We start from the raw sequence: 23,770 nt of genomic DNA, 5'->3' as shown, positions 1-23,770 counted from the left end.
GTCCCGAGCGTGCAGTGACAACTGTTTGGTACTTCACAAGAACGCTCGACGCCGGACTTAAGAACACTTGAAACCCTCCCCCTCCGTAAACGGCAACCCACACGCTTCGCCACCAGTGTGGGAATCCGTTAATGAGGCTTCCGCGCTGCGCGCGCTGACGCCCGAACGACGGGCTTGGCTGTACTGGTTCCGTTTTGCCCGCGCGAGCCTGAGACCACCGGTGGCGATGTCTCGGCAAGTTCAGGATGCTGTAGCGCCGTCACGTGCTCAACCCGTTGTTTACTTGGGCCAGGTTTCCGTATTGACTGCCACAGTTACTGGTGGCGAAGCGTGTGGGTATCTGTTGACGGAGGGGGAGGGTTTCAACTGTTCGTGGTTATGGCGTCGAGCGTTCTTGTGAAGTACCAAACAGTTGTCACTGCACGCTCGGGACACTTAAGAGTTAGCGGTTGGAAGGCGTTTTCTTTGCTTCGTTTCTTTTTCGCCGTTGGAAAAAGAAATGAAGTCCCGCCACGGACAGTGGCTAATAGTGCTAAAAAAATCAGATAGCAACGAACGCGCGGTAGCCTAAAAAGCAGCAACCCGGCCTCAACCCCGACCCAACCCCGACCCAGCCCCGAGAAACCCCGCCCCGCCCCCCCGGAAACCTCCCCATTGCGCCAGCAATTTCCACTTGCTACCTTCCCCGGTCAGACCGAAAAAAAAACCCACCCTCGATGCCACCGACCGAAAACTTTCACTTCCTGCTGCTACCGGAGTTTTCCTCCATCGGCTTCATGTCGGCGATCGAACCGCTGCGCGTGGCAAATCGCTTTCGCGGCGAACTGTATCGCTGGCATATTCTAAGCATCGACGGCGGCCCGGTCTGCGCCAGCAACGGCATCTCCCTGAACGCCGAATGCGCCCTCGCCGACGTCAAATCAGCTCAGAACGTGATCGTGGTCGCCGGGTTCAACCCGCTCGACCAATACTCCCGCGAACTCGCCGAATGGCTCCGCAAGTTGGACCGCGCAGGCACAACGCTCGGCGGTATCGATACAGGCAGCTTCATCCTCGCCGAAGCCGGCCTCCTTCAGCACGAACGCGTGACCCTGCACTGGGAAGCGGCATCGGCGTTTCAGGAACGCTATCCATCGCTGGCGGTAAGCCAGGAGCTGTTCGAAATCGATGCACGGCGCATCACATGCGCGGGCGGCACGGCTTCCATCGACTTGATGCTGGATCTGATCGGCCGCCGCCACGGCGCGGAACTCGCCGCGCAGGTGTCCGAGCAATTCGTGCTCGGCCGTATCCGGCAGCGTTCGGATCATCAGCGCATGGAGATCGCGGCGCGCTACGGCATCCACAATCGCAAGCTGATTCAAGTAATCGGCGTGATGGAACAGCACATGGAGGAACCACTGTCGCCAGATGCACTGGCAGAGGAAATCGGTGTGACGCGGCGTCAGCTCGAACGCCTCTTCTGCTCGGCGCTGAAAGACACACCGACACATTTTTATCTCGGGCTGCGCCTGGCGCGTGCCCGAGAGTTGCTGCAGCAAACCGATATGTCGATCACGACGGTTTGCGTGGCGTGCGGCTTCGAATCACCATCGCATTTCTCGCGCACTTATCGCACGCGCTTTGGTTCAAGCCCGCGACAGGACCGCGCTTCGCCACGCGCGGCGGTCCCGCTTCAGGATACCGCCGCGCTGGCTTGATCGATCTAGAACGAGTGACGCAAGCCGATACGAACGTCGCTTTGCGTATTCGATGTCGATGGCGTGAAGCTATAGCCAATGACCGCATCCACTCCGTTCGATGCCCTCAGATAGTCGCCCGAGATGTAAAGATCGGTACGCTTGGACAAGAGGTAATGCAGCGCAAGCGAACCCATGTTCCACTTGTGTCCTTCGAAAGCCGTGAACTGATAACCGCCGTAAAGAATAAGCGCCGGCGTGAAGTTATAGGACGCACCGCCTTCGCCCACATGCATGTGCGATGACTGTCCAAAACCCTTGATGGTCGTGTACGTATAGTTGCCGAGCAGCATCAGGTTTCCGAACGCATACGACGAACCGATGCCGTAAGTCGCCTGGCTATCGACGGCAAGGGGAGTGCTGCTGAACAGGTCGTTGACCGCGCCGGTCGCCGGGTCCACGGTCGCAACGGTCTGGCCGAGGAAGGTCTTCGTGCCGATCATCGCGTAGGGATCGAATGCGTAGATGCCGTTCGGGTTGTTCAGGCGTGTGTAGGCCGTGCCGATGGTGAAATCGCCGTGCGCATAATGCGCGCCCGCGCTGTACGCGCTTTGCTGATGAAAGTTTCCCGACACATTGCCGAACGAATACATGCCGCCAAATGTGAGGCCGCTGATATTGGGCGACATGTACTTGATCGCGTTCGGCAAACGGTCGCCGTTCATGCGGTCGAAGTCGCCCTGGTGGATCGCGTAGCCGCTCGCGAAAGCGGAAATGTTGTAGCCTTCCATGAACTCGTTGGTCATGTCGAGCTGATTACCCAGCGATACCGTTCCCCACTGGCTCTGCAGGCCAACGTATGCCTGACGTCCGAATTCGGCGCCACCAAACGCGTACCTGCCGGTGCCGATATGGAAACCCGATTCAAGTGCGAAGATCGCCTTCAATCCGCCGCCGAGATCTTCAACGCCCTTGAAGCCCAGACGGTTGCCGTACGAGATGCCGTCCTCGAATCTGAAGGCGTGCGAACCGCCCGTGTTGTTCACGTAGGTGATACCCGCATCCAGAATGCCGTACAGGGTCACGCTGCCTTGCGCGTAGACCACGGCAGGTGCGGATACGGCGCTTGCGCTCAATGCAAGGGCCGCCAGCTTTGCGGCATTTCGCTTCTTCATCGTTGATTCTCCCTGATACCCGTGTTTGCTCGTTCGTTAGGTAAAGCGTGTCCCGCGCTGCTACGGCGAAGCCGCCACTAAGGCCGGCGCCGCGCAACGCTTCCCGCTCGATTTTTATTGCAGAGACTGGCTTGGTACGGTGATCTGAAGCTTGTGACGCCGGCGCCTGCTGCGGTACTTTCCGATGCAGGAACCAGCCATGCAAAAGTACGAGTCCATATTTACCGGGGCTCGACGGTTTGCGACGCAAACCTGCCTATGTGCGACGTGTGTTGTTATTTGGAGCCAAGCGCGGTTTGTACGGCTTGCAAACCATTTCCGCCTGTGGCGGTGGTCACGCCATCGAGCCAGCCCTTCACGACATCGGGATTGCGCTTGAGCGCCGCTGTGGCAGCGGTGTCAATGTTGGTCTTGTTTTCCAGCACGTCCGTGATGATCCCGTTCTCGAGGTCGACGTTGAAGGTCATCTGCTTCAAGAGGCGTCCAACGTTAGGGCATTCGCCGATATACCCGGTCCGTGCAACTGTGTTTACCGTCGCGCCGCCGAAGTTCGGACCGAAGTATTTGTCGCCGCCATCAAGGTAAGTGAGATGGAACTTCGTGTTCATCAGATGCGGTTCCCATGCAAGGAACACGATCCATTTCTTCTCGCGGACAGCGCGTTCGACTTGCGTGAGCATGCCGGTCTCGCTCGACTCGACGAGCTTCCAGCCGTTGAGTCCGAAAGCCTTTTCATCGACCATCTTCTTGATGTTCTGGTTCGCCGGCGCGCCCGGTTCAATGCCGTAGATCTTGCTTTCGAACTTGTCCGCGTTCTTCTGCAAATCGGCGAACGTATGGACGCCGGCCGCTGCCACATAGTCGGGAACCGCGAGTGTGAACTTGGCGTTGGTCAGGTTCGGATGCACGACCTCGATCGATTTTTCATCGACGAAAGGTTTGACCATCGGTGCTTGCGCAGGCATCCAGTTGCCCAGGAACGCGTCGATCTGCCCTTTCTTCAAACCCTGGTAGGTGATCGGCACCGAGAGATTCGACACGGTCTGCTTGTAGCCCAATGCCTTCAGCACGACGCCGGCCATGGCATTGGTTGCATCGATATCGGTCCAGCCCGGGTCCGCCATCTTCACCTGCAAGCAGCTTTGAGGCTCGGCCGCAATCACCGATCCGACGGATACGCATAGCGCTGCGATGCAGAATAATGCTTGTTTGAAGGGCTTTTTCATGGTGGCTTCCTGTGGGTGTGTTTTTATGCGAGCGCTTGCTTATTTTTTGACAGCGGGGAAACGTGCCATCGCTTCGAGCGTGTCCAGGTCGATGTGATTTCGCATGTAACGCTGGCTGGCATCGACTGACGGCTGCCAGTCCCATGACTCGATCACGCCCTGCGTGGTGGCGTCGAAATGGAATTGACGGCGGCGCTGGCTCTGCACGACTTCCTCTCGCAGCTTTACGAGGTCCCAACGCCGCGCGATTTCCTTGACGAACGCAGCGACCCGCTCCGCATGTTCCGGATGCGTCGCGAGGTTCGTTCGTTCCAGCGGATCGGCAGTGACGTTGAAGAGCTGGTCGGGGTCGGCCGGCGTATGGATGAACTTGAAATCGCCGCGACGCAACATGACGATGGGCGCAATCGCGCCTTCGGCAAGGTACTCGCCGATGGCTTCATCGTGCGCCCCGGAGTCGCCGCGAAGATGCGGCACGAGGCTTTGACCATCGAGCGTGTCGGGCCACGCGGGCCGCGCCGAACCGCGGCCGAGCTCAACGAGCGTTGGCAGCAAGTCGAGATGCGAGACCGAAGCCTTCACGTGACCCGCCTCGAATTGCCCGGGCGCATGCACGATCAGCGGCACGCGGCAACCGCCCTCGAAGAACGTCATCTTGTACCAAAGGCCGCGTTCGCCGAGCATCTCGCCATGATCGGACGTCACGATGACGATGGTGTCATCAGCCATGCCGGACTGATCGAGCGCTTCGAGGATCGCGCCGAACTGGGCGTCGACGTAAGAAATCGCGCCGTAATACGCGTGACGCGCATTGCGGATCTGCTGATCGGTCGGCGGCGTCTTGTCAGTTTCGCAGACATGGCGAAGGCGCTTTGAATGCGGATCGGCGGCGTCCAGCGTGTCGCGATACGAAGGCATCTGGATGTCTTCATCGCAATACATGTCCCAGTACTTCTGCGGAATCGCGTAAGGATCGTGCGGATGCGTCAGGGAAGCCACCACGCAAAACGGCCGCGCATCTTTGCCGGCTTGCCGCTCACGCGCTATGTCGAACAGCTTCTGGCGCGTGGTGTAGGTGACTTCATCGTCAAAATCGAGCTGGTTGGTACGCACGCAAGGACCTGCATCGATAACCGAACTCATGTTGTGATACCAGCTCGGGCGGGTCTCGAAGTCATCCCAGTTCGGCGTCCAGCCAAAGTCGGCGGGATAGATGTCCGTGGTCAGGCGCTCTTCAAAACCGTGCAACTGGTCGGGACCGCAGAAATGCATCTTCCCTGAAAGAACGGTCCTGTACCCCTCGGCACGCAGGTAATGCGCGAACGTCAATGTTTGCGATGGAAATTCGGCGGCGTTATCGTAGGCACCTATGTTGGACGGCAACTTCCCGGACAAGAATGAAAATCGCGACGGCGCGCAAAGCGGGCTCGCGCAATAGGCGGAATCGAACACCACGCCGCGCGCCGCGAGCGCGTCCATGTTCGGGGTTTTTGTCGCATGATGACCATAGGCCGATAACGCGAACGGCGTCATCTGGTCGGCCATCAGGATGAGGATATTTTGTCTTGGCTTAAGCATCGGGGCGAGGCTCGAATAGAATCGGAAGGTGGAACGCTGGCACACTGCATCGCGTATCACTATTGCCGTTCAAATCGCGGCTGTGAAGAGAGCAAAACGTTATGAGCTCATAAGGGGCACTTATGTCGAGACAGGATCGTTTGCCGCCAATGCAGGCGTTATCCATGTTCGAGTCCGCCGCGCGTCTCGCCAGTTTTACGGCGGCCGCGCGTGAGCTCGGCTCCACGCAGCCGGCCGTCAGCCAGCGCGTGGTGCAGCTCGAAGAGAATCTCGGCGCGCCGCTCTTCGAGCGTGGGCATCGCGGCGTGACGTTGACCGAAGACGGCGTGCGCCTCTTCGAAGCGGTGCGCCAGAGTCTCGAAACCATCCGCATCGCCACGAACGATATCCGCGCGCGTCATGCCGCACCTTCGCAGCAGTCGCTCAACCTTCTGACCGACTTCGGCTTTGCGACATACTGGTTGATGCCAAGGCTCTCGCAGTTCAAGGCGCTCATGCCTGACGTCGATGTAAGGATCACCACCGCGCAAGACGTCCTGGCAGCGGAGCACGATCATGCGGATATCGTGATCGGCTTCGGCCACGTTGCCATGAACTGGCCCGGGCGCGGCGCGCTCAAGCTGTTTCCGGAACAGGTCACGCCCGTATGCAGCCCCGCGTTTCTCGCGCGGCATGGCAAACCGGTAAGACCATCAGACCTGAGCGAATGGCCGTTGTTGCACCTTGAACCGACGAATCCGGAACGATGGCTTTCGTGGCACGGATGGTTCGCAGCGCACGGGCTGACCGCGCCGCCCGCGCATCGCGGCATTACATTCAACAGCTACGGCTTCGTAGCGCACGCCGCGATCATGGGCCAGGGCGTGGCACTCGGATGGGCGCCGCTCGTGGACGAACTCATCGCAAGCGGGCAACTGGTACAACTATTCGATAAACCAGTCATGACCGATGGCGGATATCTGCTCAGCGCACCGCGCGCACAAACAACGGCCGTTTGCGCATTCCGCGACTGGCTGCTGGCCGAGTGCGGCCTGGCTTCCCAAACCCCCGCTTGACGCTCCGATACCATCATCACGGCGCATAACTTCTAGCCGCAGTCCTGTGCGGTTTGCTCTACTGCGAAGTACACGCGCTGCCTTCGCGGCGCTGCCCTTTGCAGAGTGGAGAACCGCATGTCCAGCGATATGGCGTCTATAGCCCAACCCCATCGACTCGTGCTCACGGTCGCTTGCCCAAGCGCCGCGGGCCAGGTTGCAGCCGTGGTCGGCTTCCTCGACCGGCATAACTATTACGTCGATGAACTCACCGTCTTCGACGACGACCTCAGCCAGCGCTTTTTCGTGCGCTGCGTTTTCCACGGCGTGGATCGCGATGAAACGCTGCAGATCGCCGCGCTGCAGCAGGAATTCGCGCCCATCGCCGAGCGTTTTTCGATGACCTGGGCCATCCATAACGTCGATGCGCGGCCCAAGGTGCTGATTCTGGTCTCGAAGCTGGAGCATTGCCTCGCGGACTTGCTGTTCCGCTGGCGCATGGGTGAGCTGAAAATGGATATCGTGGGGATCGGGTCGAACCATCGTGACCTTGAACCGCTTGCGGTTCAGCATGGCTTGCCGTTTCATCATCTCCCCGTCACCGCCGATACCAAACCGCAGCAGGAAGCGCGCTTGCTCGACCTGTTCGACACGTCCGGCGCCGAGCTGATGATTCTCGCGCGCTACATGCAGATCCTTTCAGGCGAGACAAGCCGCCAGCTCGCCGCACGCGCGATCAACATCCATCATTCATTTCTGCCCGGATTCAAGGGCGCAAAGCCTTACCATCAGGCGCACACGCGTGGCGTCAAGCTGATCGGCGCGACCGCGCATTTCGTGACCGATGATCTGGATGAAGGTCCGATCATCGAACAGGTGGTCGAACGCGTGGACCATTCATACAAGCCGGAGCGCTTGCTGGCGACCGGACGCGATGTGGAATGCATCACGCTCGCGCGGGCGGTGAAGGCGTTTATCGAGCGGCGGGTGTTTATCAACGGCGACCGGACGGTCGTGCTGTAGTCGTTTGGATCTACCAATAAAAAACGCCGCTTGAATCAAGCGGCGTTTCTCGTTGAAGCGTTAGAACGAATTTACTTCGTCCAACTCGACACACGGTCCGCGTGTGCGTTCACCCACGCATCCGCAGCAGCGGCCGGTTTTGCGCCGTTCGTGGTCGCGAGCATGACGCTGTCGATCTCACCCGGTTTCCACTGGAACTTCTTCAGGAATGCGACCACCGTCGGTGCCTTCGTCTCAAGTCCCGGATTGATCACGCTGTCCACGTGCTCGGATTCGCCGAACACCTTCTTCGGATCTTCCAGGAACTTCAGTTTGTACTTCGCGAACATCCAGTGTGGCTTCCAGCCTGTCACGATGATCGGCTTCTTCGCGTTCTCGGCACGCGCCAGTTCCGCCGTCATCGCACTGCCCGAGCTTGGCATCAGCGTGTAGTCGAGGTTATAGGCCTTGATTGCTTCGGATGTCTTCGACATCACACCCGCGCCTGCATCGATGCCTACGATCCGTCCGCCGAAATCCGCCTTCTTCGCTTCGAGGTCCGTAAGGCTCGTGACCGGCGCATCTTCCGGAACGATCAAGCCGATCTTCGCATCAGGAAAGTTCACACCGACGTCGACGACCTTCGTCTTGAAGTTTTCCCAGTACGCGCCGTGCGTGACCGGCAACCATGCCGACAAGGTTGCATCGAGGTCGCCGCGCGCCACGCCCTGCCACATCACACCCGCTGCCACGGGCACGAGCTGCACGGGATAACCCAGCTTCTTCTCGATGATCTGCGCCGCCACGTTCGACGTCGCCACGCTGTCATCCCAGCCTTCCACATAACCGATCTTGATGGTCGGTTTTGCATCGGCGGCGATGGCGGACACACTGGCTGCGGCCAACGCTGCGCTCATCGCGCTTAATACCACTAGCTTCTTGATCAGTTTCATTGTCTTCTCCCCTTCGCGGTACACACTATTGAGGCTTTAGAATCACTGGCCAGAAATACGCCGACTGGTTTTTTTTCGACACCCAGTTGTCCGGATGCGACCTCGTTTTATCCCGGTGCGTCGCCGGTCCTGATGAATACCCTTACTTGTCTACAACAAGATCGGTCAGAGGCTTGCTACAGCACAAAAGCACCATGCCCTGATCGATCTCCCGCTGGCGAATGCCGCCGTTGTGCTTCATCTGCACCTCGCCGGAAATCAACTTGACCTTGCACGTGCCGCACATGCCCTGAGTGCAGGATGCCGGCAGACGGACGCCGGATTTCTTCGCAGCATCGAGCACATGTTGTCCGCTGCCGCATTCAATCTCGCGATTGCTTTTGGCGAAGCTGACCTTGAACGTGGTTTCAACGGGCGCGGCGATTGGTTCGGGTTCGGACACCGGTGCGAAGCCAACCGCTGTTTCACGCGCTTCGGCAAACGTTTCCAGAGATCGCAACGCATCGGCGACATGCGCCGTCGTGAGTTCGGCCGCGACTTCGGCGATCGTCTCGAAGGAGAAGCTTTCCTCGTGATAATGCGTGGTATCGAAACCGCCTTCCGCCAGGAGATCGCGGACGGCTTTCATATACGGCGCCGGACCACACGTGAAGATTTCGCGCTCCATGAAGTCCGGCGCGATGAGCTTGAGCAAGGGCAATGTCAGGAAACCGGTCACACCCGGCCAGTTCGTTCTCGCGCCGACGCGTTCGCACACGAAGGCAGTCCGGAAGTTCGCCTGGTTCGCCGCGATCAGGTCGAGCTCGCGCGCGAAGATGATGTCGTCCGGCGTGCGGGCGCTATGCAGGAACACGATGTCACGATCTTCGCCCAGTTCATGATGCGCGCGGCTCATGGACATCAAAGGCGTGACCCCCGATCCCGCCGATAAAAACAGAAACTTGCGCGCGGGATGCCGCGCGCAGGTAAATTCACCGGCGGGTCCCAGCACGCGAACCTTGCCACCGGTCTGCAGGTTATCGTGAAGCCAGTTCGAAACCTTCCCGCCCGGTACGCGCTTCACCGTGATCGAGATGGTATGCGGCCGTGTGGGAGGCGACGAAATGGTGTAGCAGCGATTGATCGACTCGCCGTCTATCTCGAGTTCAAGCGTAATGAACTGGCCCGGTTCGAAAACAAAGGTCCGCTCATTCGGCGCACGAAAGAAAAAACTCTTCACGTCATGCGTTTCCTGACGCACGTGGCAGCAGACGAGTGTGTCGTCGGTATCGCTGTCCCAGCGCGCCGGAAGCTTGCCCCAGAACTCGGGCTGGGTGACTCGGTTCGGGGCGGGCTCGAACGTCGCCTGATCGCGCATCATCTGTTTCTCCGCTTAAGACCTGAGTGCCGCGTTGTAATCAACGCTTGAACGACACGACTTTCTCGCCGTGCGAAGACGGCACGACCGCTTCATCCGGCGTATTCGCGTAGTCTTCGAGACGCCCGATGTACCACGCGCAAAACTTCTCCACGAGGCCTTCAGTGAAAGGCGAATACGGACCCGGCTCATATGCGCTGCTGGTCACGCCGAGCTGCGAAAATTCAACCAGCGCGCGGTCCTGATCGTTGGTCGCGCGCCAGACGGCCGTGAGGTTATCCACGTTGTAGTCGATACCCTCACGCGCGTCCTTGCTCACCAGCCACTTGGTGCGCACGAGCGTTTCACCCGCTGACAGCGGAATCACCGAGAAGCTTACGATGTGATCGCTCATGAAGTGATGCCATGAGTTCGGTTGCGTCCAGAACGACAGGCCGCCGAGATCCGCTTGCTCGAAACCGCCCAGGAGCTTTGTCGATGCAACCTTGGCGTCCATGGTCTGCGACTCGCCGCTGCGATCGAGCGGCAGGCGTTGCGTACGAAAGCCGGTGACGAGGTCTGCGAGTCGATCGATCTCCTTCGACGGCAGGTTCATCGCTTCCCATTGCTTCGTGCGCTCTTCAACGGTCTTGTCGAACGCGGCCATTGCTTCTTCATTATCGGCGGAACGTTGATAACCAAACCCGTATTCGTAGAGCGAGATGGTCAGTTCAGGATGGTTCGCGACGCAGTGATAGCACTCGCGGTTGTTTTCCATCGTGAGCTTCCAGTTACCCTTTTCAATGATGTCGATCGAAGCCGCGACCTTGCAATTGGCAAGACCATGCGGCAGCAGATAAGGTTCCATCGACGCACGCAGCACCGCGAAATCGGCAGGCGGCGTTTCTGCGAGGCAGATGAAAATCAGCCCGGCAAGGTTCTCGAGATGGACCTTCTTCAAACTGTGCTTGCATTTGTCGAACTGCTCGCCCATATGCTCGGCGAACATCAGATCCCCGTTCAGGTTGTATGTCCAGCTATGGTACGGACACACGATATTCCCAAGCGAACCCTTTTCCGAACTGCACAGACGCGCGCCACGATGGCGGCAAACGTTATGAAATGCACGGATCTGCATGTCGTCGTCGCGCACGATCAAAATGGAATCGTTGCCGAGTTCCACTGTCATGTAGTCGCCCGCTTCCGGCACATCCGGCTCGACCGCCACCTGAATCCAGTGCTTGCGGAAGATCACGTCCATGTCCAGTGCGTGAATTTCCTCGCTTGCGTAGAACGGCGCTTCGAGCGTGTGGCCCTTCTTGCGGCGTTCGATCATTGCGCGAACGTCAGCGGAAACTTTCATCGTGTACTCCGAGGTTTGGTACCCCGTGCGACCTTGAACGCGCGGGAAATTTCATATGGCGAATCAATAATCCACGAGTTGATGCTCGCGCAAATACGCCAGGATCACTTGTGCTTTTTCGACGGAAGTCCCTTCAATTACGACGCTTCCGCCGCGGCTTTCAGTCGTCGTCGCGGAGAGCATGCGCGCGTGTCCCGAGCGTTTCTCGGCAGCGGCCAGACGGACCGGTTTTGCGGTCGCGGGTTTGATGGACCATGCCCTGTTGTCCGATGCGCTGGCGGCGCTGACAAGCACCTTTTCGATGGTGCCTTCGCGCAGCTTTGCGTACGCGTAGCGCGGCGTGGCGTTGGCCATCGGATGCACGGCGATCAGCGCCGGAAGCTTCGCCTGCACGCGGCGGCGCAAACCTTTCGGCAGGAATTGCCGGACCGTCACGTGGTCCGCTTCGACCTCGATGTCCACCGCCGATGCAAGCAACGACATGTCGAGTGCGTCGGCAAGTTGATACGGCAACATGCCGCTGTCCTGCGTGCCTTCCGCGCGTGTGCCGGTGAGAATAAGGTCGTAGCCCTTCAGGCGAACGCTCAATGACGGCGCTATTTCATCACCCTCGGCCACCGAAAGCACTTCGACTTTCGCCGCGCCCAGCGCGAGGTATTCGCGCAACGCCGCGTTCGTGGGGTCGCCGGCGTGGATCACGTCGAGCGACGCGTGATGCCTTGCGGCAAGCGATGTGGCGAGGGTCAGCGCAGCGGCGTCGTTGCGGCTATAGCGCTGAGTGCCACTCACGGGATGACGGCCAACCGATACGAGCACCGCGATTCGCGCCGCGCGTTTCGCCGTCGATGCGTTGGAGTTCATGCGAGCGCTCCTTCCAGCTTTGCTGCGTTCGGCACATTGCTGCCGTGCGCAGCCATCGCACCAGGATTTGCACGTGCGCTGCGTGCTGCGGCGGCGGCATCGGTCAGTGCTGCAATCGTTTCGGCCGCGTCGCCGATGATCGTGAGGTTCGCGCGTTTTGCTATCGGAGCACTGGCGTCGAGGTTCACTGCAATCACGTGGCGGCAATCCTTGATGCCCTGCAAATGCTGCACGGCGCCCGAGATCCCGAAGGCGATATAGATGCTTGCATCAACGGTCTTGCCTGTCGCGCCGATTTGTTTATCGCGCGGGAATTTGCCGTCGTCCACGGCAACGCGGCTCGCGCCGACTGCCGCGCCGACCGTGCTCGCCAGCCGCTCGAACGCGGGAACATCGGTAACGCCGTTGCCTGCCGAAACGATAAAGTCCGCCTCCTCCAGCGCAACCTGCGCGGCGTCGATTTCCTCGATGCCGAGGTCCTTGTACGGGCTTGCTGTTTTCGAACTCGCCGTGGCGAATTGTTCAGCCGCAACCTGCTCGCCCGCGCCGACGAAAGGCAAACGGACATCGACCGCATTCGGTGCAAGCAGGATCACGTCGGGCAATGCGCGCACTGCATAAGCCTTGCGCACTTGCGTGTGAACCGAGACGTGCGTGGCGTCGATTTCGACGACTTGCGTCGCGACCGATGCCTCGGCTTGCGCCGCGTATCGACGGCCGAGGTCGCCGTCACCGGCGGCGTTATCGGGCAAAAAGATATGCAATGGCGAATACGCCGCAACACACGCAGCGAGCGCGTCCAGCGCGGCATCGGGCGTGAACGCGCGCCGGTCGAATGCAGGCATTGCGATGACCTTGTCCGCGCCGAGCGCGGCTGCATCGTCCTTCCATTCGCCAAAGACCAGCAGCACCACTTGCGCGGCCGCGTCCGCAAGCAACGCGGCGGCGGCAAGCGTCTGGCGCGCGTGGTCATCGAGTGATCCGCGATCGCTGTGCGCCGCCACGAGCAGCGAACGAAGCGCAGCAGAAGTCGTGCGCTGCGGCTTAACCTGTTCGCGATGGCCGCCGAGCGCCACAAGGTCGGCGTCGCCTGCTGCGCCGACAACACCCAGGGTAATGCGCTTGAGCCCTTCAGCCGTGACAGAGAACGGCCGGCGCGGATCGATTCGTTTGATTGTATGCATTGCTTACTCCAGCGCCGCTGCAACGAGTTCGGCCACGTCGAGCACTTCGGGACGCGCACCCACCACCCCTTCGAGCATCGCCGTGCAGTTCGGGCAGCCGACCGCGACGATCTCCGCGTTGATCGCGCGAGCGTCGTTGATCCGGATATCGGGAATGCGCTGCTTGCCGGGAATGTCCGTGAGAGGAGCGCCCCCGCCCCCGCCGCAGCATCGGCCGCGCATGCCATTGCGTTCCATCTCGACCACCTTGATGCCGATGGTCCGGAGCAACGTGCGCGGCGCTTCGGTTTCGCCGTTGTAACGGCCGAGATAGCACGGGTCGTGATACGTGACGGTCTTGCCCGTCGCGAGCGCGCTTTCCGCCGAGGGTTTCAGCTTGCCGCTCGCCACGAGTTCCGCGATCAGCGCAGTATGATGCTGAACCTCATACAAGCCACCAAGCGCGCGATATTCGTTACGCAAGCTATGCATGACGTGGGGATCGGCGGTGACGATTTTTCCGAATGAATACTGCGAGAGCGTTGCGATCAGTTGCGTAGCGAGCTGCTGGAATGTGGCTTCATCGCCGAGACGACGGGCGGTGTCGCCGGTATCCGTTTCCACGCCGCCAAGCACGGCGTAATCCACGCCGGCCTTGTTCAACACCTTGACCAATGCACGCAGCGAGCGTTGGTAGCGCATGTCGAACGCGCCTTCGCCTGCGATCAGCAACACGTCAACCGGACGGCCGGGTTGCGCAACCTGAACTTGCAGATCGACCGCCCAGTCATAACGCGCACCGATGTCGAAGCCGTTCGCGCTGCCCGTCTCACGCAGGTTCGCGAGCGTCTCCGGACCCTTGCCTGGCACGATACCTTCGACCAGCGTCTGGTTGCGCCGCATATCGACGATAGCGTCCACGTGCTCGATCAACATCGGGCATTCCTGCACGCACGCACGGCATGTGGTGCAGGACCAGATAGTGTCCGCTTCGATCATTGTGGAGATCAGCGGTTTCGACGGCGCGCCGGAGTGCTTGCCGAGCGGAATTCCGGGCGTCGGGCTGCCCGCATACGCCGCGTCCGTTCCACCGACCATGCCCGTCACGAGATCCTGGATCAGCTTCTTCGGATTCAACGGCTGGCCTGCCGCAAAGGCGGGACACGCCGCCTCGCATTTGCCGCATTGCACGCACGCATCGAAACTGAGCAGCTGGTTCCAGCGGAACTCGACCGGCCTGGATACGCCGTATTCTTTTGCATCGAGCACGGGCATCTTGAGGGCGGTCGGCGGGACCACGTCATGCTCATGGCTGCGGCCGGTGAAACGTTCCTGGCGCGGATGAAACGCGAGATGCAGCAAACCTGCGAGCGCGTGTTTCATCGGACCGCCGCGTGCGGCGCCGAAAGTCATGGTGAACGCGCCGGCTGCAATCAGCAGCGCAACGATGATCGCCAGCGCACCTGACATGGCCGACGCAGGCAACACGACGAACAACACAAGCCCGAGCGCAAACGAGCCCAGCAACAGCGGCAGGCTGTCCCACGGACCACGCGACAAACGCGCCGGCACCGCTTTGGCGCCATGCCTGCGACGCCATACGAACACCGCGCCCACGAGCATGATCAACGCAGCCAGGAAAATCAGCTTGTCGATCCATGGCGAATATATCGCCAGCCCGTAGTTGATGAACACGAGCCCCATTGCAGCGATGGCGCCGCCCGCCGTCGCCACGTGGGTCTTTGCAATATACGGATCACGCGCGACCACATGATGCAGATCGACGAAATAGCGCTTTGGAATGGAAAGCAGATTGCCCCAGCCGTATGCACCCGCGGCCGTTGCGCGCCCTTCACGCCAGTACGATGCGCGTTTGAACAATGCGAATGCCAGACCCGCCACCGACAACCACAACAACGCGGTAATGACAAACACCGGGCTCATTATCAGAAGTCCTTGACGAGGCGCAGCGCGTCGTAGATCGCGCCGTGGATGTTGTGCATGGAGATGCAATCGCCAACGCGGAACAGCAGGAAACGGCCATTGCCGAGTTCTTCGCTCAACGACGGTTGCGGCTCGGACGCAAAGAGCTTGTGGACATCGACCTGCCCACGATTGAGCGACTCGGGCTTGAGCTTCCAGTAGAGGTCATCGTTTGGCGTGATGCCATTTTCGATCACGACCTGATCGACCGCGCGCTCTTCCTGCTCTTCGGTGTATTCGTTGCGGATCACGGCGATCTTCTTGCCGTCTTCCTCATAGACTTTATCAAGCCAGTAGTTCGGCGTGGAGATCACACCGTGCGCATACAGCCGCCGATAAAAAATCGGGAACGTCGTGCCGCCAACGTCATCCGAGACCTTGACGTCGGGCGTGACGATCTCGACATTCGCGCCACGGCTCGCAACGAAATCCGCCACGCCCGCACCTGCGTGCATGCTGACGCCGTCATACACCAGCACGTTCTTGCCCGGTTCGACCTTGCCCGAAAGAATGTCCCAGGAACTCACGGCAAGCCCTTCTTCGACGCCCCACGCCGGAACCTGTTGCGTGAAAGACGAACCGCCCGTTGCCAGCACGATGATGTCCGGCTTCTCAGCCATGATCATCTTTTCGTCAGCCGCGACACCCAGGCGGCGGTCCACGCCAAGGCGCTTCGTTTCCATATCGAACCAGCGGACGATGCCGGCCATCTGCTCACGTTGCGGCGCCTTCGCGGCCAGCATGATCTGCCCGCCGACATAGTCGTTCTTCTCGAACAGCACCACATCATGGCCACGCGATTTCGCAACGCGTGCCGCTTCCAGTCCGGCAGGACCCGCGCCGACGACAACCACCCTGCGCTTTGGCCCGCGCGACTTTTCAATTACATGCGGCATGGTCGATTCACGCGATGTCGCCGCGTTTTGCACGCACAGCACATCGAGCCCGTTGTACTGGCGGTCGATGCAATAGTTCGCGCCCACGCATTGCTTGATCTCGTCCTCGCGGCCATCGCGAATCTTGATGACCATATGCGGATCAGCGATCTGCGCACGCGTCATGCCGACCAGATCGATCATGCCGGATTCGAGCAGGCGCTCAGCCTGGCCCGCATCGCGAATACTTTGCGCGTGCATGACCGGTACGTTCACGACCGACTTGATCCCGGCTGCAAGATGCACGAACGGCTCGGGCGGCAAGGCCATCGGCGGCATGCAGTTCGCAAGCGTGTTGTGCGTATCGGCGCCCGATCCAATCACACCGATGTAATCGATAAGACCCGACTCGGACATCGACTGAGCGATCTCTTTCAGCTGCGTGTGATCGAGTCCGTCTTCGTGAAATTCGTCGCCGCACATGCGCAGGCCGACGCAGAAATCCGGACCCACGGCTTCACGCACGGCCATGAGCACTTCGTTACCAAAACGAAGGCGGTTCTCGAGCGAGCCGCCCCATTCATCGGTACGAAAATTCGTGCGCGGGCTCCAGAACTGATCGATCAGGTGCTGGTGTGCAGCCGAGATTTCGACGCCGTCCATACCGGCGTCCTGGATGCGTTTTGCAGCGGCTGCAAAATCGGAAATGATGCGCTTGATTTCTTCGACTTCAATGATCTTTGCGTTACCGCGATGCACCGGCTCGCGCACGCCCGAAGGCGACATCAGGTGAGGCCAATGCTCGCCGTGATAAGCGGTGCGGCGGCCCATGTGCGTTGCCTGGATCATGATCTTCGCGCCGTGCCTGTGCATGGCTTCGGCAAGACGCGCAAGCGGGTCGATGATCTGGTCGGTCGCCAGATTCACCGACTTCCACCAGCCTTGCGGACTGTCCACGGACACCGGGCTCGACCCGCCGCAAACCGCCAATCCCACACCACCCTTCGCCTTCTCTTCGTAATAACGGATATATCTGTCACCCGGCAAACCGCCCGGTTCCGCATAGACCTCCGCGTGCGCGGTGCTGACAATGCGATTGCGCAGAGTCAGCTTGTTCAGCGTGAGAGGCTTGAAAAGGTTGGGGTAACGCATCGCGGTCGACCTCGGATTTATCTATGTACTGTGCGGCTTGTCACGCGTTCATGCGGCCAGCGGCGTCACTTCGAAAACGCAGTGCGCATAGCCTTCCGCAGCACATTGCGTTTCGACGGAGGAGGACTTCGGACCCCTCTTCGCGCCTTCCGGCGCGGTATCGTTGACCCAGTCCATCGCGCCCGAAAACCATCCGGCGAACATGTAGCAAAGCTTGCCTTCCTTGCCCGGCTGCGCAAGCACGAACGAAGAGTTGTGCAAGTGCACGGTGGCAGTAGATGCAGCCGGATCGCTCTTGACGATGGAAAACAAACCCCAGCCGCGCTGCGACAAACGCTTCAGATAATGTTCGAACACCGCCATGCCGCTGATACCGTGCTGCTTCGCTTCCTTGTCACACCAGTGGTACGCCGACTTGTGGCCCGCCGAGTACAGGCTCTTTGCATACACTTCGCGTCCCAACGCTTCTTCCACAGCCACATGGTTGTTCGTAAAGAAATGACGCGGCACGTACAACATGGGCAGTGAGTCGGTTGTCCAGACGCCGGTTTCCGGATCGACGTCGATAGGCAGTTGCGGTTGCATTGTGTTTTCTTCCTAAGGATGAGGGCTTTAGACGTTCCAGACGCTGTCGAACACGCGAACCCAGTTCTCGCCCATGACCTTCTTGATGCGCGACTCGCTCCAGCCCGCGCGTTCCATCGCGGCGGTCAAATTCGGAAACTCGCCAATCGTTCGGATGCCCTCCGGATTCACGACCTTGCCGAAGTTCGTCAGTTTGCGATAACGACCCTTGTCATGCGTAATCCAGTCGAAGAATTCCGTGCTATAGCCTTGCGTGAAGTCCGTGCCGATACCGACGTTGTCTTCGCCAATCAGGTCGACCACGTATTCAATCGCTTCGAGATAATCCTCGACGGTTGCATCCGGGCCGCGCTTGAGGAACGGCGCGAACATCGTCACGCCGACAAAACCGCCGGCGTCGACGATTTCCTTGAGCTGTTCGTCGGTCTTGTTGCGCGGATGTTCCTTCAGGCCCGAAGGGCAGCAGTGCGAATAGCAGACCGGCTTCGTGGATGCAGCGATCGCTTCCGAAGACGTCTTGCCGCCCACGTGCGAAAGGTCGACCATGATGCCCACGCGATTCATTTCCTGGATCACTTCGCGGCCGAACCCGGAAAGACCGCCGTCGCGCTCATAACATCCTGTACCAACCAGGTTCTGCGTGTTGTAGCAAAGCTGCACGACGTTCACGCCGAGCTGCTTGAACGTTTCGATATAACCGAGGTTGTCCTCGAACGCATGCGCGTTCTGGAAACCGAAGATGATGCCCGTCTTGTTCTCCTGCTTGGCGCGGCGGATGTCGTCGGTGGTGCGCACGAGCGTGAGAATGTCGCTGTGTTCGCGCATCATCTGGCGCATCTCGGCGATGTTGTCCACGGTCTTCTGGAAGCTCTCCCAGACCGACACGGTGCAGTTCACTGCGGTCACGCCGCCCTTTCTCATGTCCTCGAACACAGAAGGCTCGAACTTCGAAATATTCAGCCCGTCGATGATGATGCTGGTGTCGTGCAGTGTGCTCATCTCATGCTCCAGAATGGGAGGACGTAATCAATAAATGGGGAAGCGTTCGCACAGCGCGAAGATCTCGCGGCGCACGCGGTGTTCTGTGGCGGCATGGCCTTCCGGATGGTCGCGCAGCGCGTCGAACACCTCCACGATCAGGCGGCCAATATCGCGAAATTCGGCCACGCCAAAACCGCGCGTGGTGCCGGCCGGCGTACCGAGGCGCACGCCCGAAGTGACTGTGGGCTTTTCCGGATCGAACGGGATGCCGTTCTTGTTGCAGGTGATACCGGCGCGTTCCAACGCATGCTCGACCTGATTGCCCTTCAATCCCTTCGGACGCAGGTCGACGAGCAGCAAGTGGTTGTCCGTGCCGCCCGTGACGAGATCCACGCCACCGGCCTTGAGCACTTCGCCCAGCGCCCTGGCATTCGCCAGCACATTGTCGATATACGTCTTGAACGAAGGCTGCAGCGCCTCGCCGAAGGCAACGGCCTTGCCGGCGATCACGTGCATGAGCGGGCCGCCCTGGAGGCCAGGGAAAACCGCGGAATTGATCTTCTTGGCGATGTCTTCGTCATTGGTCAGCACAAAGCCGCCACGCGGACCGCGCAAGGTCTTGTGCGTGGTAGATGTCACCACGTGCGCATGCTCGACCGGATTCTGATGACGCCCCGCTGCGATCACGCCGGCGATGTGCGCCATGTCGACCATGAGCTTCGAGCCGGCCTTGTCGGCAATGGCACGCAAGCGCGCGAAGTCAAGTTCGCGGGGGTAGGCCGAGAAACCCGCGATCAGCAACGTCGGCTTGTGCTGCATCGCAAGTTCTTCGATTTGCTCGTAATCGATCAACATGGTCTCGCGATTCACGCCGTACTGCACCGCGTTGAACCACTTGCCGGACATGGCTGGCTTGGCGCCATGCGTCAAGTGGCCTCCTGCATCGAGCGACATGCCGAGCACCGTGTCGCCAGGCTTGGTCAACGCCAGCATCACCGCGCCGTTGGCCTGTGCGCCCGAGTGCGGCTGCACGTTCGCGAACTGCGCGTTGAAGATTCGCTTCACACGATCAATGGCAAGCGTTTCGATTTCATCGACGAATTCGCAACCGCCGTAATAACGCTTGCCCGGGTACCCTTCCGCGTATTTATTCGTCAGCACCGAACCCTGCGCCTCGAGCACCGCACGCGACACGATGTTTTCCGACGCGATCAATTCGATTTGCGATTGCTGGCGCTCCAGCTCCTTGAGGATCGCGCTGCGCACGGATACATCGCGAGTGGCAAGCGGTTCGTCAAAGAAAGGCGCGGCGGGGCGGGTCGTGGAATTTGCCATTGAAGCATCCGTGGGTTCGGGGACAAGTCGTATTTTGGAAAGTGGATTCGTCATGCCGAAGCGTTTGAAAACCCCTTCCTGATGCGTCTATTCTTGACTTTCGCTGAATCCGCCAATTTATGAATTTAGACGTGTTCTTGGCCTTTTCCGACATGAGCGTCCGTTTTACACAAGTCGCATCGCGCGCTTTGAGTTATGCGGTCTGTTGCTGCACTGCGGCGGACAATTCGCGCGCTCGCGCGGTGCGCGACTTGCGCCCTATCCCCGTCCCGGTGCGCTGCTTGGCACTTACATTTGCGCAAGCTTCAATGCCAATAGGGTTTAGCCTGATGGCATGCTAGTTGCAAACATCTACAAAATGTCCATAGTCGTGCCCCACGACACAGCAACCCAAAGATTCGAAGGAATCATTCCTCCATGTCCCCCGATCGCACCGCGTCGCTCGCGCACTTTGCGTTCATGCCGCTACCGAACTTCACGATGATCGCGTTCACAAACGCTATCGAAGTGCTGCGCATGGCGAACTATCTGACGGGGCAAAAGCTTTATACGTGGTCCGTCGTGAGCCCGGAAGGCGGCCCCGTGGCGGCAAGCAACGGTCTTTCCGTCGATACCGGCCCGGTCGATTGCGTAGGGCAACCGGATATCGTGTTCGTGGTGGGCGGTATCGATGTGCAACGTGAAACCACGGCGGCCCATCTCGCTGCGTTGCGCCGCTTCGCGCGACTCGGCAGCGCGCTGGGGAGCCTTTGCACCGGAACGTATGCACTCGCACGCGCCGGTCTGCTCGCCGGTTACGCATGCGCGATTCATTGGGAAAACATGTCGGCACTTAAAGAAGAATTTCCCGACACACGATTTCTCAAGGAGCTTTTTGTCATCGACCGGGATCGTGTGACGTGTACCGGCGGCGTCGCGCCGCTCGACATGATGCTGAACCTGATCGCCACGCGCGTGGGATCTGCGAAGGTCACGCAGATCGCGGAACAGTTCATCGTGGAGCATGTTCGCGATACCAGCGCGCAGCAGCGCATGCCGCTCGTCGCGCGCCTCGGGTCGGCGAACAAGTCGCTGTTCGAAGTGATCTCGCTGATGGAAAACAACATTGAAGAGCCGTTGTCGCGAGAAGAACTCGCGCGGCTCGCGGGGATGTCACAGCGGCAATTGCAGCGGTTATTCCGTGAGCATCTCGGCATGACGCCGACGCACTACTACCTGACATTGCGGCTGCGCCGCGCGCGCGAACTGCTGCTGCAGACCGATATGTCGATCATGCACATCACGATGGCTTGCGGGTTCCAGTCGGCGTGCCATTTCAGCAAGAGTTATCGCGATGCATTCGGCACGGCGCCCACTCGCGAGCGCCGCCGCCAGTTGCCGCCGCTAGCCGTCGTTCCTTCAATGGCGGTCGTCCAGAGCGCCGCTTAAGGCCCTATTTAAAGCCTCAAACGACGCCCTTGGAGCACGAGCCTCAAGCGGCTTTCAGCAACCCGTGCGGATCGATTACGAACTTGCGCGGCGCACCCCCATCGAATTGCCGATACCCATCCGGCGCCTGATCGAGCGTCACCACCGACACGTTCACGATATCAGCGATCGGCAAGCGGTCCCACAAGATCGCCTGCATCAGGTTCTGGTTGTACTTCATGACAGGCGTCTGACCGGTGAAAAACGAATGCGATTTGGCCCAGCCCAAACCGAAGCGAATGCTTAATGCACCCTTCTTCGCGGCTGCATCGGCGGCGCCCGGATCGTCGGTGACATAAAGGCCCGGAATGCCGATCGCCCCGGCCACGCGTGTGATTTCCATCAGCGAGTTCAGTACCGTTGCTGGCGCTTCTTCCTGGTGTCCGCTGCTGCCGGTGCCATGCGCTTCGAAGCCGACGCAATCGACGGCGCAATCCACTTCCGGCGTGCCGAGGATCGCCGCGATCTGCTCGCTGAGCGTTGCATCCTTCGATAAATCCACCGTCTCGAATCCGACCTTGCGTGCATGTGCCAAACGCTCTTCGTTCATGTCGCCGACAATCGTGACAGCCGCGCCGAGCAGACGCGCCGACGCCGCGGCAGCCATCCCCACAGGTCCGGCGCCTGCGATATAAACCGTCGAGCCAGGTTTCACGCCCGCCATCACTGCGCCGTGATATCCCGTCGGCAGGATGTCAGATAGACACGTGAGGTCGCGAATCTTGGACATTGCCTGTTCGCGATCCGGAAACTTCAGCAGATTGAAATCGGCGTAAGGGACCATGACGTATTCTGCCTGCCCCCCGATCCAGCCGCCCATATCGACGTAACCATAAGCGCCGCCTGCACGCGATGGATTAACGTTCAGGCATACGCCGGTGTTCTGTGCCTTGCAGGTCGGGCATCGTCCGCATGCCACGTTGAATGGCACGGAAACCAGATCGCCGATCTTGAGCGTCTCGACATCGCGCCCGACTTCAATCACTTCGCCCGTGATCTCGTGACCGAGCACCAGCCCGACTTGCGCGGTCGTGCGGCCTCGCACCATATGCTGGTCGGAGCCGCAGATGTTCGTGGTGACGACTTTGAGAATCACGCCATGACCGATTTGCCGGCCGCCCGGGTCAACCATTTTCGGATAGTCGATGGACTGCACTTCCACCTTGCCCTGCCCTAAATACACAACGCCGCGATTGTTGCTCATTGCCTTGTCTCCTTTCTCTCGTGGACGATCCGCACGGCTGACAACGCCGTGCACCGTCTCAGGAGCGTAGTCCCGTCCCGCATGGGGGATGCGCCTCCAACGCGACACGGGTTTGGCCGAAACCGACACGACGGTTTTTTATTGATTGACCGTTCAATATAAAATACTTAGGATTCAGGTCACGCATCTGGCAACCGTTTTAAAGAGAGAACGTCCATGCCCAAGCTTGGAATGCGCGAGATCCGCCGGGCGCAGTTGATCGATGCGACCCTGCTTACCATCGACCAAGCAGGTCTTCCCGGCACGACGCTCGCGTCTGTCGCACAGCGTGCGAGCATTTCCACAGGTATCGTCAGCCATTATTTCGGCGACAAAGACGGCCTGCTCGAAGCCACCATGCGGCACGTGCTGCGCGACTTGTGGAACGCAACCTCGCGCAAACGCCGTGCGGCGAAAGACGAACCGCGGGCGCGCTTGCGCGCCGTGGTAGCCGCGAATTTCGACGCAGCGCAAGTCAGCAATCCCGTAACAAAGACGTGGCTCGCGTTCTGGTCGGAGAGCATGCACAAGCCGCAATTGCAGCGCTTGCAGCGCATCAATACGCGACGCCTCTACTCAAATCTGTGCGCGGATTTCTCGAAGGCCTTGCCGCGTGTTGCAGCGCGTCGTGCGGCAAGCGGGCTGGCCGCGTTGATCGATGGCTTGTGGTTGCGCGGCGCCTTGTCGGGCGAACCGTTCGATACGAAGTCGGCGATCCGGCTCGCCAACGATTACATCGACCTCGTGCTCGATACACGCGGCCGCACTCTCACCTAAAG

The 23,770-nt window shown here is 59.8% G+C and carries 19 protein-coding genes; 5 read left to right on the top strand and 14 right to left on the bottom strand.

Annotated elements, in window-relative coordinates; all coding sequences use genetic code 11:
• Positions 1 to 716: 716 nt before the first annotated feature.
• Positions 717 to 1,700: a GlxA family transcriptional regulator gene (locus AX768_RS29590; RefSeq protein ID WP_062003585.1), complete on the top strand. Its 984-nt coding sequence runs from the start codon at positions 717 to 719 to the stop codon at positions 1,698 to 1,700.
• A gap of 5 nt (positions 1,701 to 1,705) precedes the next feature.
• Here AX768_RS29590 and AX768_RS29585 read toward each other — a convergent pair whose 3' ends face one another.
• The 3 genes from AX768_RS29585 to betC all read right to left on the bottom strand — a co-directional run bounded on the left by AX768_RS29585 (position 1,706) and on the right by betC (position 5,658).
• Positions 1,706 to 2,854 carry a porin gene (locus AX768_RS29585; protein ID WP_062003584.1) on the bottom strand — a complete coding sequence of 383 codons (1,149 nt, stop codon included), beginning with the start codon at positions 2,852 to 2,854 and terminating at the stop codon, positions 1,706 to 1,708.
• A gap of 275 nt (positions 2,855 to 3,129) precedes the next feature.
• The gene (locus tag AX768_RS29580; RefSeq protein ID WP_062003583.1) at positions 3,130 to 4,080 is read right to left on the bottom strand and encodes a choline ABC transporter substrate-binding protein; all 951 of its coding nucleotides are present in this window, start codon (positions 4,078 to 4,080) and stop codon (positions 3,130 to 3,132) included.
• A gap of 39 nt (positions 4,081 to 4,119) precedes the next feature.
• A complete protein-coding gene (gene betC / locus AX768_RS29575) occupies positions 4,120 to 5,658 on the bottom strand; it encodes a choline-sulfatase (RefSeq protein ID WP_062003582.1) in 1,539 nt (512 codons plus the stop codon).
• A gap of 122 nt (positions 5,659 to 5,780) precedes the next feature.
• Between betC and AX768_RS29570 the strand changes: the two genes are divergently transcribed.
• Positions 5,781 to 6,713 carry a choline sulfate utilization transcriptional regulator gene (locus tag AX768_RS29570; protein ID WP_062003581.1) on the top strand — a complete coding sequence of 311 codons (933 nt, stop codon included), beginning with the start codon at positions 5,781 to 5,783 and terminating at the stop codon, positions 6,711 to 6,713.
• 129 nt (positions 6,714 to 6,842) lie between these two features.
• A complete protein-coding gene (gene purU, locus AX768_RS29565; protein ID WP_062003768.1) occupies positions 6,843 to 7,715 on the top strand; it encodes a formyltetrahydrofolate deformylase in 873 nt (290 codons plus the stop codon).
• A gap of 71 nt (positions 7,716 to 7,786) precedes the next feature.
• Here the strand turns inward: purU and AX768_RS29560 are convergent, their stop codons facing one another.
• The 10 genes from AX768_RS29560 to AX768_RS29515 form a co-directional block, all read right to left on the bottom strand.
• The gene (locus tag AX768_RS29560) at positions 7,787 to 8,647 is read right to left on the bottom strand and encodes a glycine betaine ABC transporter substrate-binding protein (RefSeq protein ID WP_062003767.1); all 861 of its coding nucleotides are present in this window, start codon (positions 8,645 to 8,647) and stop codon (positions 7,787 to 7,789) included.
• 142 nt (positions 8,648 to 8,789) lie between these two features.
• Positions 8,790 to 10,007, bottom strand: coding sequence for a hybrid-cluster NAD(P)-dependent oxidoreductase (locus AX768_RS29555; protein ID WP_062003580.1), 1,218 nt, complete (start codon positions 10,005 to 10,007; stop codon positions 8,790 to 8,792).
• 37 nt (positions 10,008 to 10,044) lie between these two features.
• Complete coding sequence (locus AX768_RS29550) at positions 10,045 to 11,346, bottom strand: aromatic ring-hydroxylating oxygenase subunit alpha (protein WP_062003579.1); 1,302 nt, start codon at positions 11,344 to 11,346, stop codon at positions 10,045 to 10,047.
• Positions 11,347 to 11,409: 63 nt separating this feature from the next.
• Complete coding sequence (locus AX768_RS29545; protein ID WP_062003578.1) at positions 11,410 to 12,207, bottom strand: drug:proton antiporter; 798 nt, start codon at positions 12,205 to 12,207, stop codon at positions 11,410 to 11,412.
• Positions 12,204 to 13,391, bottom strand: a complete 1,188-nt coding sequence (locus AX768_RS29540; RefSeq protein ID WP_062003577.1) for an electron transfer flavoprotein subunit alpha/FixB family protein — start codon at positions 13,389 to 13,391, stop codon at positions 12,204 to 12,206. Before AX768_RS29540 ends, AX768_RS29545 begins: the two co-directional genes overlap by 4 nt.
• Before the next feature lie 3 nt (positions 13,392 to 13,394).
• On the bottom strand, positions 13,395 to 15,314 hold the full coding sequence (locus AX768_RS29535) for a (Fe-S)-binding protein (protein WP_062003576.1): 1,920 nt from the start codon (positions 15,312 to 15,314) through the stop codon (positions 13,395 to 13,397).
• Between the two features lie 2 nt (positions 15,315 to 15,316).
• Positions 15,317 to 17,380: an NADH:flavin oxidoreductase gene (locus AX768_RS29530; RefSeq protein ID WP_062003575.1), complete on the bottom strand. Its 2,064-nt coding sequence runs from the start codon at positions 17,378 to 17,380 to the stop codon at positions 15,317 to 15,319.
• A 48-nt stretch (positions 17,381 to 17,428) separates the two neighbouring features.
• Positions 17,429 to 17,965 (bottom strand): DUF5943 domain-containing protein, encoded by a 537-nt coding sequence (locus tag AX768_RS29525; protein ID WP_062003574.1) that lies wholly within the window; start codon positions 17,963 to 17,965, stop codon positions 17,429 to 17,431.
• Between the two features lie 27 nt (positions 17,966 to 17,992).
• The gene (locus tag AX768_RS29520) at positions 17,993 to 18,964 is read right to left on the bottom strand and encodes a dipeptidase (protein ID WP_062003573.1); all 972 of its coding nucleotides are present in this window, start codon (positions 18,962 to 18,964) and stop codon (positions 17,993 to 17,995) included.
• Between the two features lie 27 nt (positions 18,965 to 18,991).
• Entirely contained in the window at positions 18,992 to 20,281 is a 1,290-nt protein-coding gene (locus AX768_RS29515) for a serine hydroxymethyltransferase (RefSeq protein WP_062003766.1), read from the bottom strand.
• Between the two features lie 417 nt (positions 20,282 to 20,698).
• On the opposite strand from AX768_RS29515, the gene AX768_RS29510 reads away from it, so the two are divergent.
• Positions 20,699 to 21,709, top strand: coding sequence for a GlxA family transcriptional regulator (locus tag AX768_RS29510; protein ID WP_062003572.1), 1,011 nt, complete (start codon positions 20,699 to 20,701; stop codon positions 21,707 to 21,709).
• Positions 21,710 to 21,752: 43 nt separating this feature from the next.
• Here AX768_RS29510 and fdhA read toward each other — a convergent pair whose 3' ends face one another.
• Positions 21,753 to 22,952 (bottom strand): formaldehyde dehydrogenase, glutathione-independent, encoded by a 1,200-nt coding sequence (gene fdhA / locus AX768_RS29505; RefSeq protein WP_062003571.1) that lies wholly within the window; start codon positions 22,950 to 22,952, stop codon positions 21,753 to 21,755.
• Positions 22,953 to 23,168: 216 nt separating this feature from the next.
• On the opposite strand from fdhA, the gene betI reads away from it, so the two are divergent.
• The gene (gene betI, locus AX768_RS29500; protein WP_062003570.1) at positions 23,169 to 23,768 is read left to right on the top strand and encodes a transcriptional regulator BetI; all 600 of its coding nucleotides are present in this window, start codon (positions 23,169 to 23,171) and stop codon (positions 23,766 to 23,768) included.
• The last annotated feature ends 2 nt before the right edge of the window (positions 23,769 to 23,770 follow it).

Source organism: Burkholderia sp. PAMC 28687, from assembly GCF_001577465.1.
Taxonomy (GTDB): Bacteria; Pseudomonadota; Gammaproteobacteria; order Burkholderiales; family Burkholderiaceae; genus Caballeronia.
Note: the sequence above shows the minus strand (reverse complement) of the source record. Positions and strands in the feature narration are given on the sequence as shown.

What these genes read in the sequence shown, in the direction of transcription:
- AX768_RS29515 (WP_062003766.1), bottom strand. Translation starts at nt 20,281, where the DNA reads ATGGCAAATTCCACGACCCGCCCCGCCGCGCCTTTCTTTGACGAACCG.
- AX768_RS29590 (WP_062003585.1), top strand. Translation starts at nt 717, where the DNA reads ATGCCACCGACCGAAAACTTTCACTTCCTGCTGCTACCGGAGTTTTCC.
- AX768_RS29510 (WP_062003572.1), top strand. Translation starts at nt 20,699, where the DNA reads ATGTCCCCCGATCGCACCGCGTCGCTCGCGCACTTTGCGTTCATGCCG.
- AX768_RS29555 (WP_062003580.1), bottom strand. Translation starts at nt 10,007, where the DNA reads ATGATGCGCGATCAGGCGACGTTCGAGCCCGCCCCGAACCGAGTCACC.
- betC (WP_062003582.1), bottom strand. Translation starts at nt 5,658, where the DNA reads ATGCTTAAGCCAAGACAAAATATCCTCATCCTGATGGCCGACCAGATG.
- fdhA (WP_062003571.1), bottom strand. Translation starts at nt 22,952, where the DNA reads ATGAGCAACAATCGCGGCGTTGTGTATTTAGGGCAGGGCAAGGTGGAA.
- AX768_RS29545 (WP_062003578.1), bottom strand. Translation starts at nt 12,207, where the DNA reads ATGAACTCCAACGCATCGACGGCGAAACGCGCGGCGCGAATCGCGGTG.
- AX768_RS29530 (WP_062003575.1), bottom strand. Translation starts at nt 17,380, where the DNA reads ATGCGTTACCCCAACCTTTTCAAGCCTCTCACGCTGAACAAGCTGACT.
- AX768_RS29560 (WP_062003767.1), bottom strand. Translation starts at nt 8,647, where the DNA reads ATGAAACTGATCAAGAAGCTAGTGGTATTAAGCGCGATGAGCGCAGCG.
- betI (WP_062003570.1), top strand. Translation starts at nt 23,169, where the DNA reads ATGCCCAAGCTTGGAATGCGCGAGATCCGCCGGGCGCAGTTGATCGAT.
- purU (WP_062003768.1), top strand. Translation starts at nt 6,843, where the DNA reads ATGGCGTCTATAGCCCAACCCCATCGACTCGTGCTCACGGTCGCTTGC.
- AX768_RS29585 (WP_062003584.1), bottom strand. Translation starts at nt 2,854, where the DNA reads ATGAAGAAGCGAAATGCCGCAAAGCTGGCGGCCCTTGCATTGAGCGCA.
- AX768_RS29535 (WP_062003576.1), bottom strand. Translation starts at nt 15,314, where the DNA reads ATGAGCCCGGTGTTTGTCATTACCGCGTTGTTGTGGTTGTCGGTGGCG.
- AX768_RS29550 (WP_062003579.1), bottom strand. Translation starts at nt 11,346, where the DNA reads ATGAAAGTTTCCGCTGACGTTCGCGCAATGATCGAACGCCGCAAGAAG.
- AX768_RS29540 (WP_062003577.1), bottom strand. Translation starts at nt 13,391, where the DNA reads ATGCATACAATCAAACGAATCGATCCGCGCCGGCCGTTCTCTGTCACG.
- AX768_RS29580 (WP_062003583.1), bottom strand. Translation starts at nt 4,080, where the DNA reads ATGAAAAAGCCCTTCAAACAAGCATTATTCTGCATCGCAGCGCTATGC.
- AX768_RS29520 (WP_062003573.1), bottom strand. Translation starts at nt 18,964, where the DNA reads ATGAGCACACTGCACGACACCAGCATCATCATCGACGGGCTGAATATT.
- AX768_RS29570 (WP_062003581.1), top strand. Translation starts at nt 5,781, where the DNA reads ATGTCGAGACAGGATCGTTTGCCGCCAATGCAGGCGTTATCCATGTTC.
- AX768_RS29525 (WP_062003574.1), bottom strand. Translation starts at nt 17,965, where the DNA reads ATGCAACCGCAACTGCCTATCGACGTCGATCCGGAAACCGGCGTCTGG.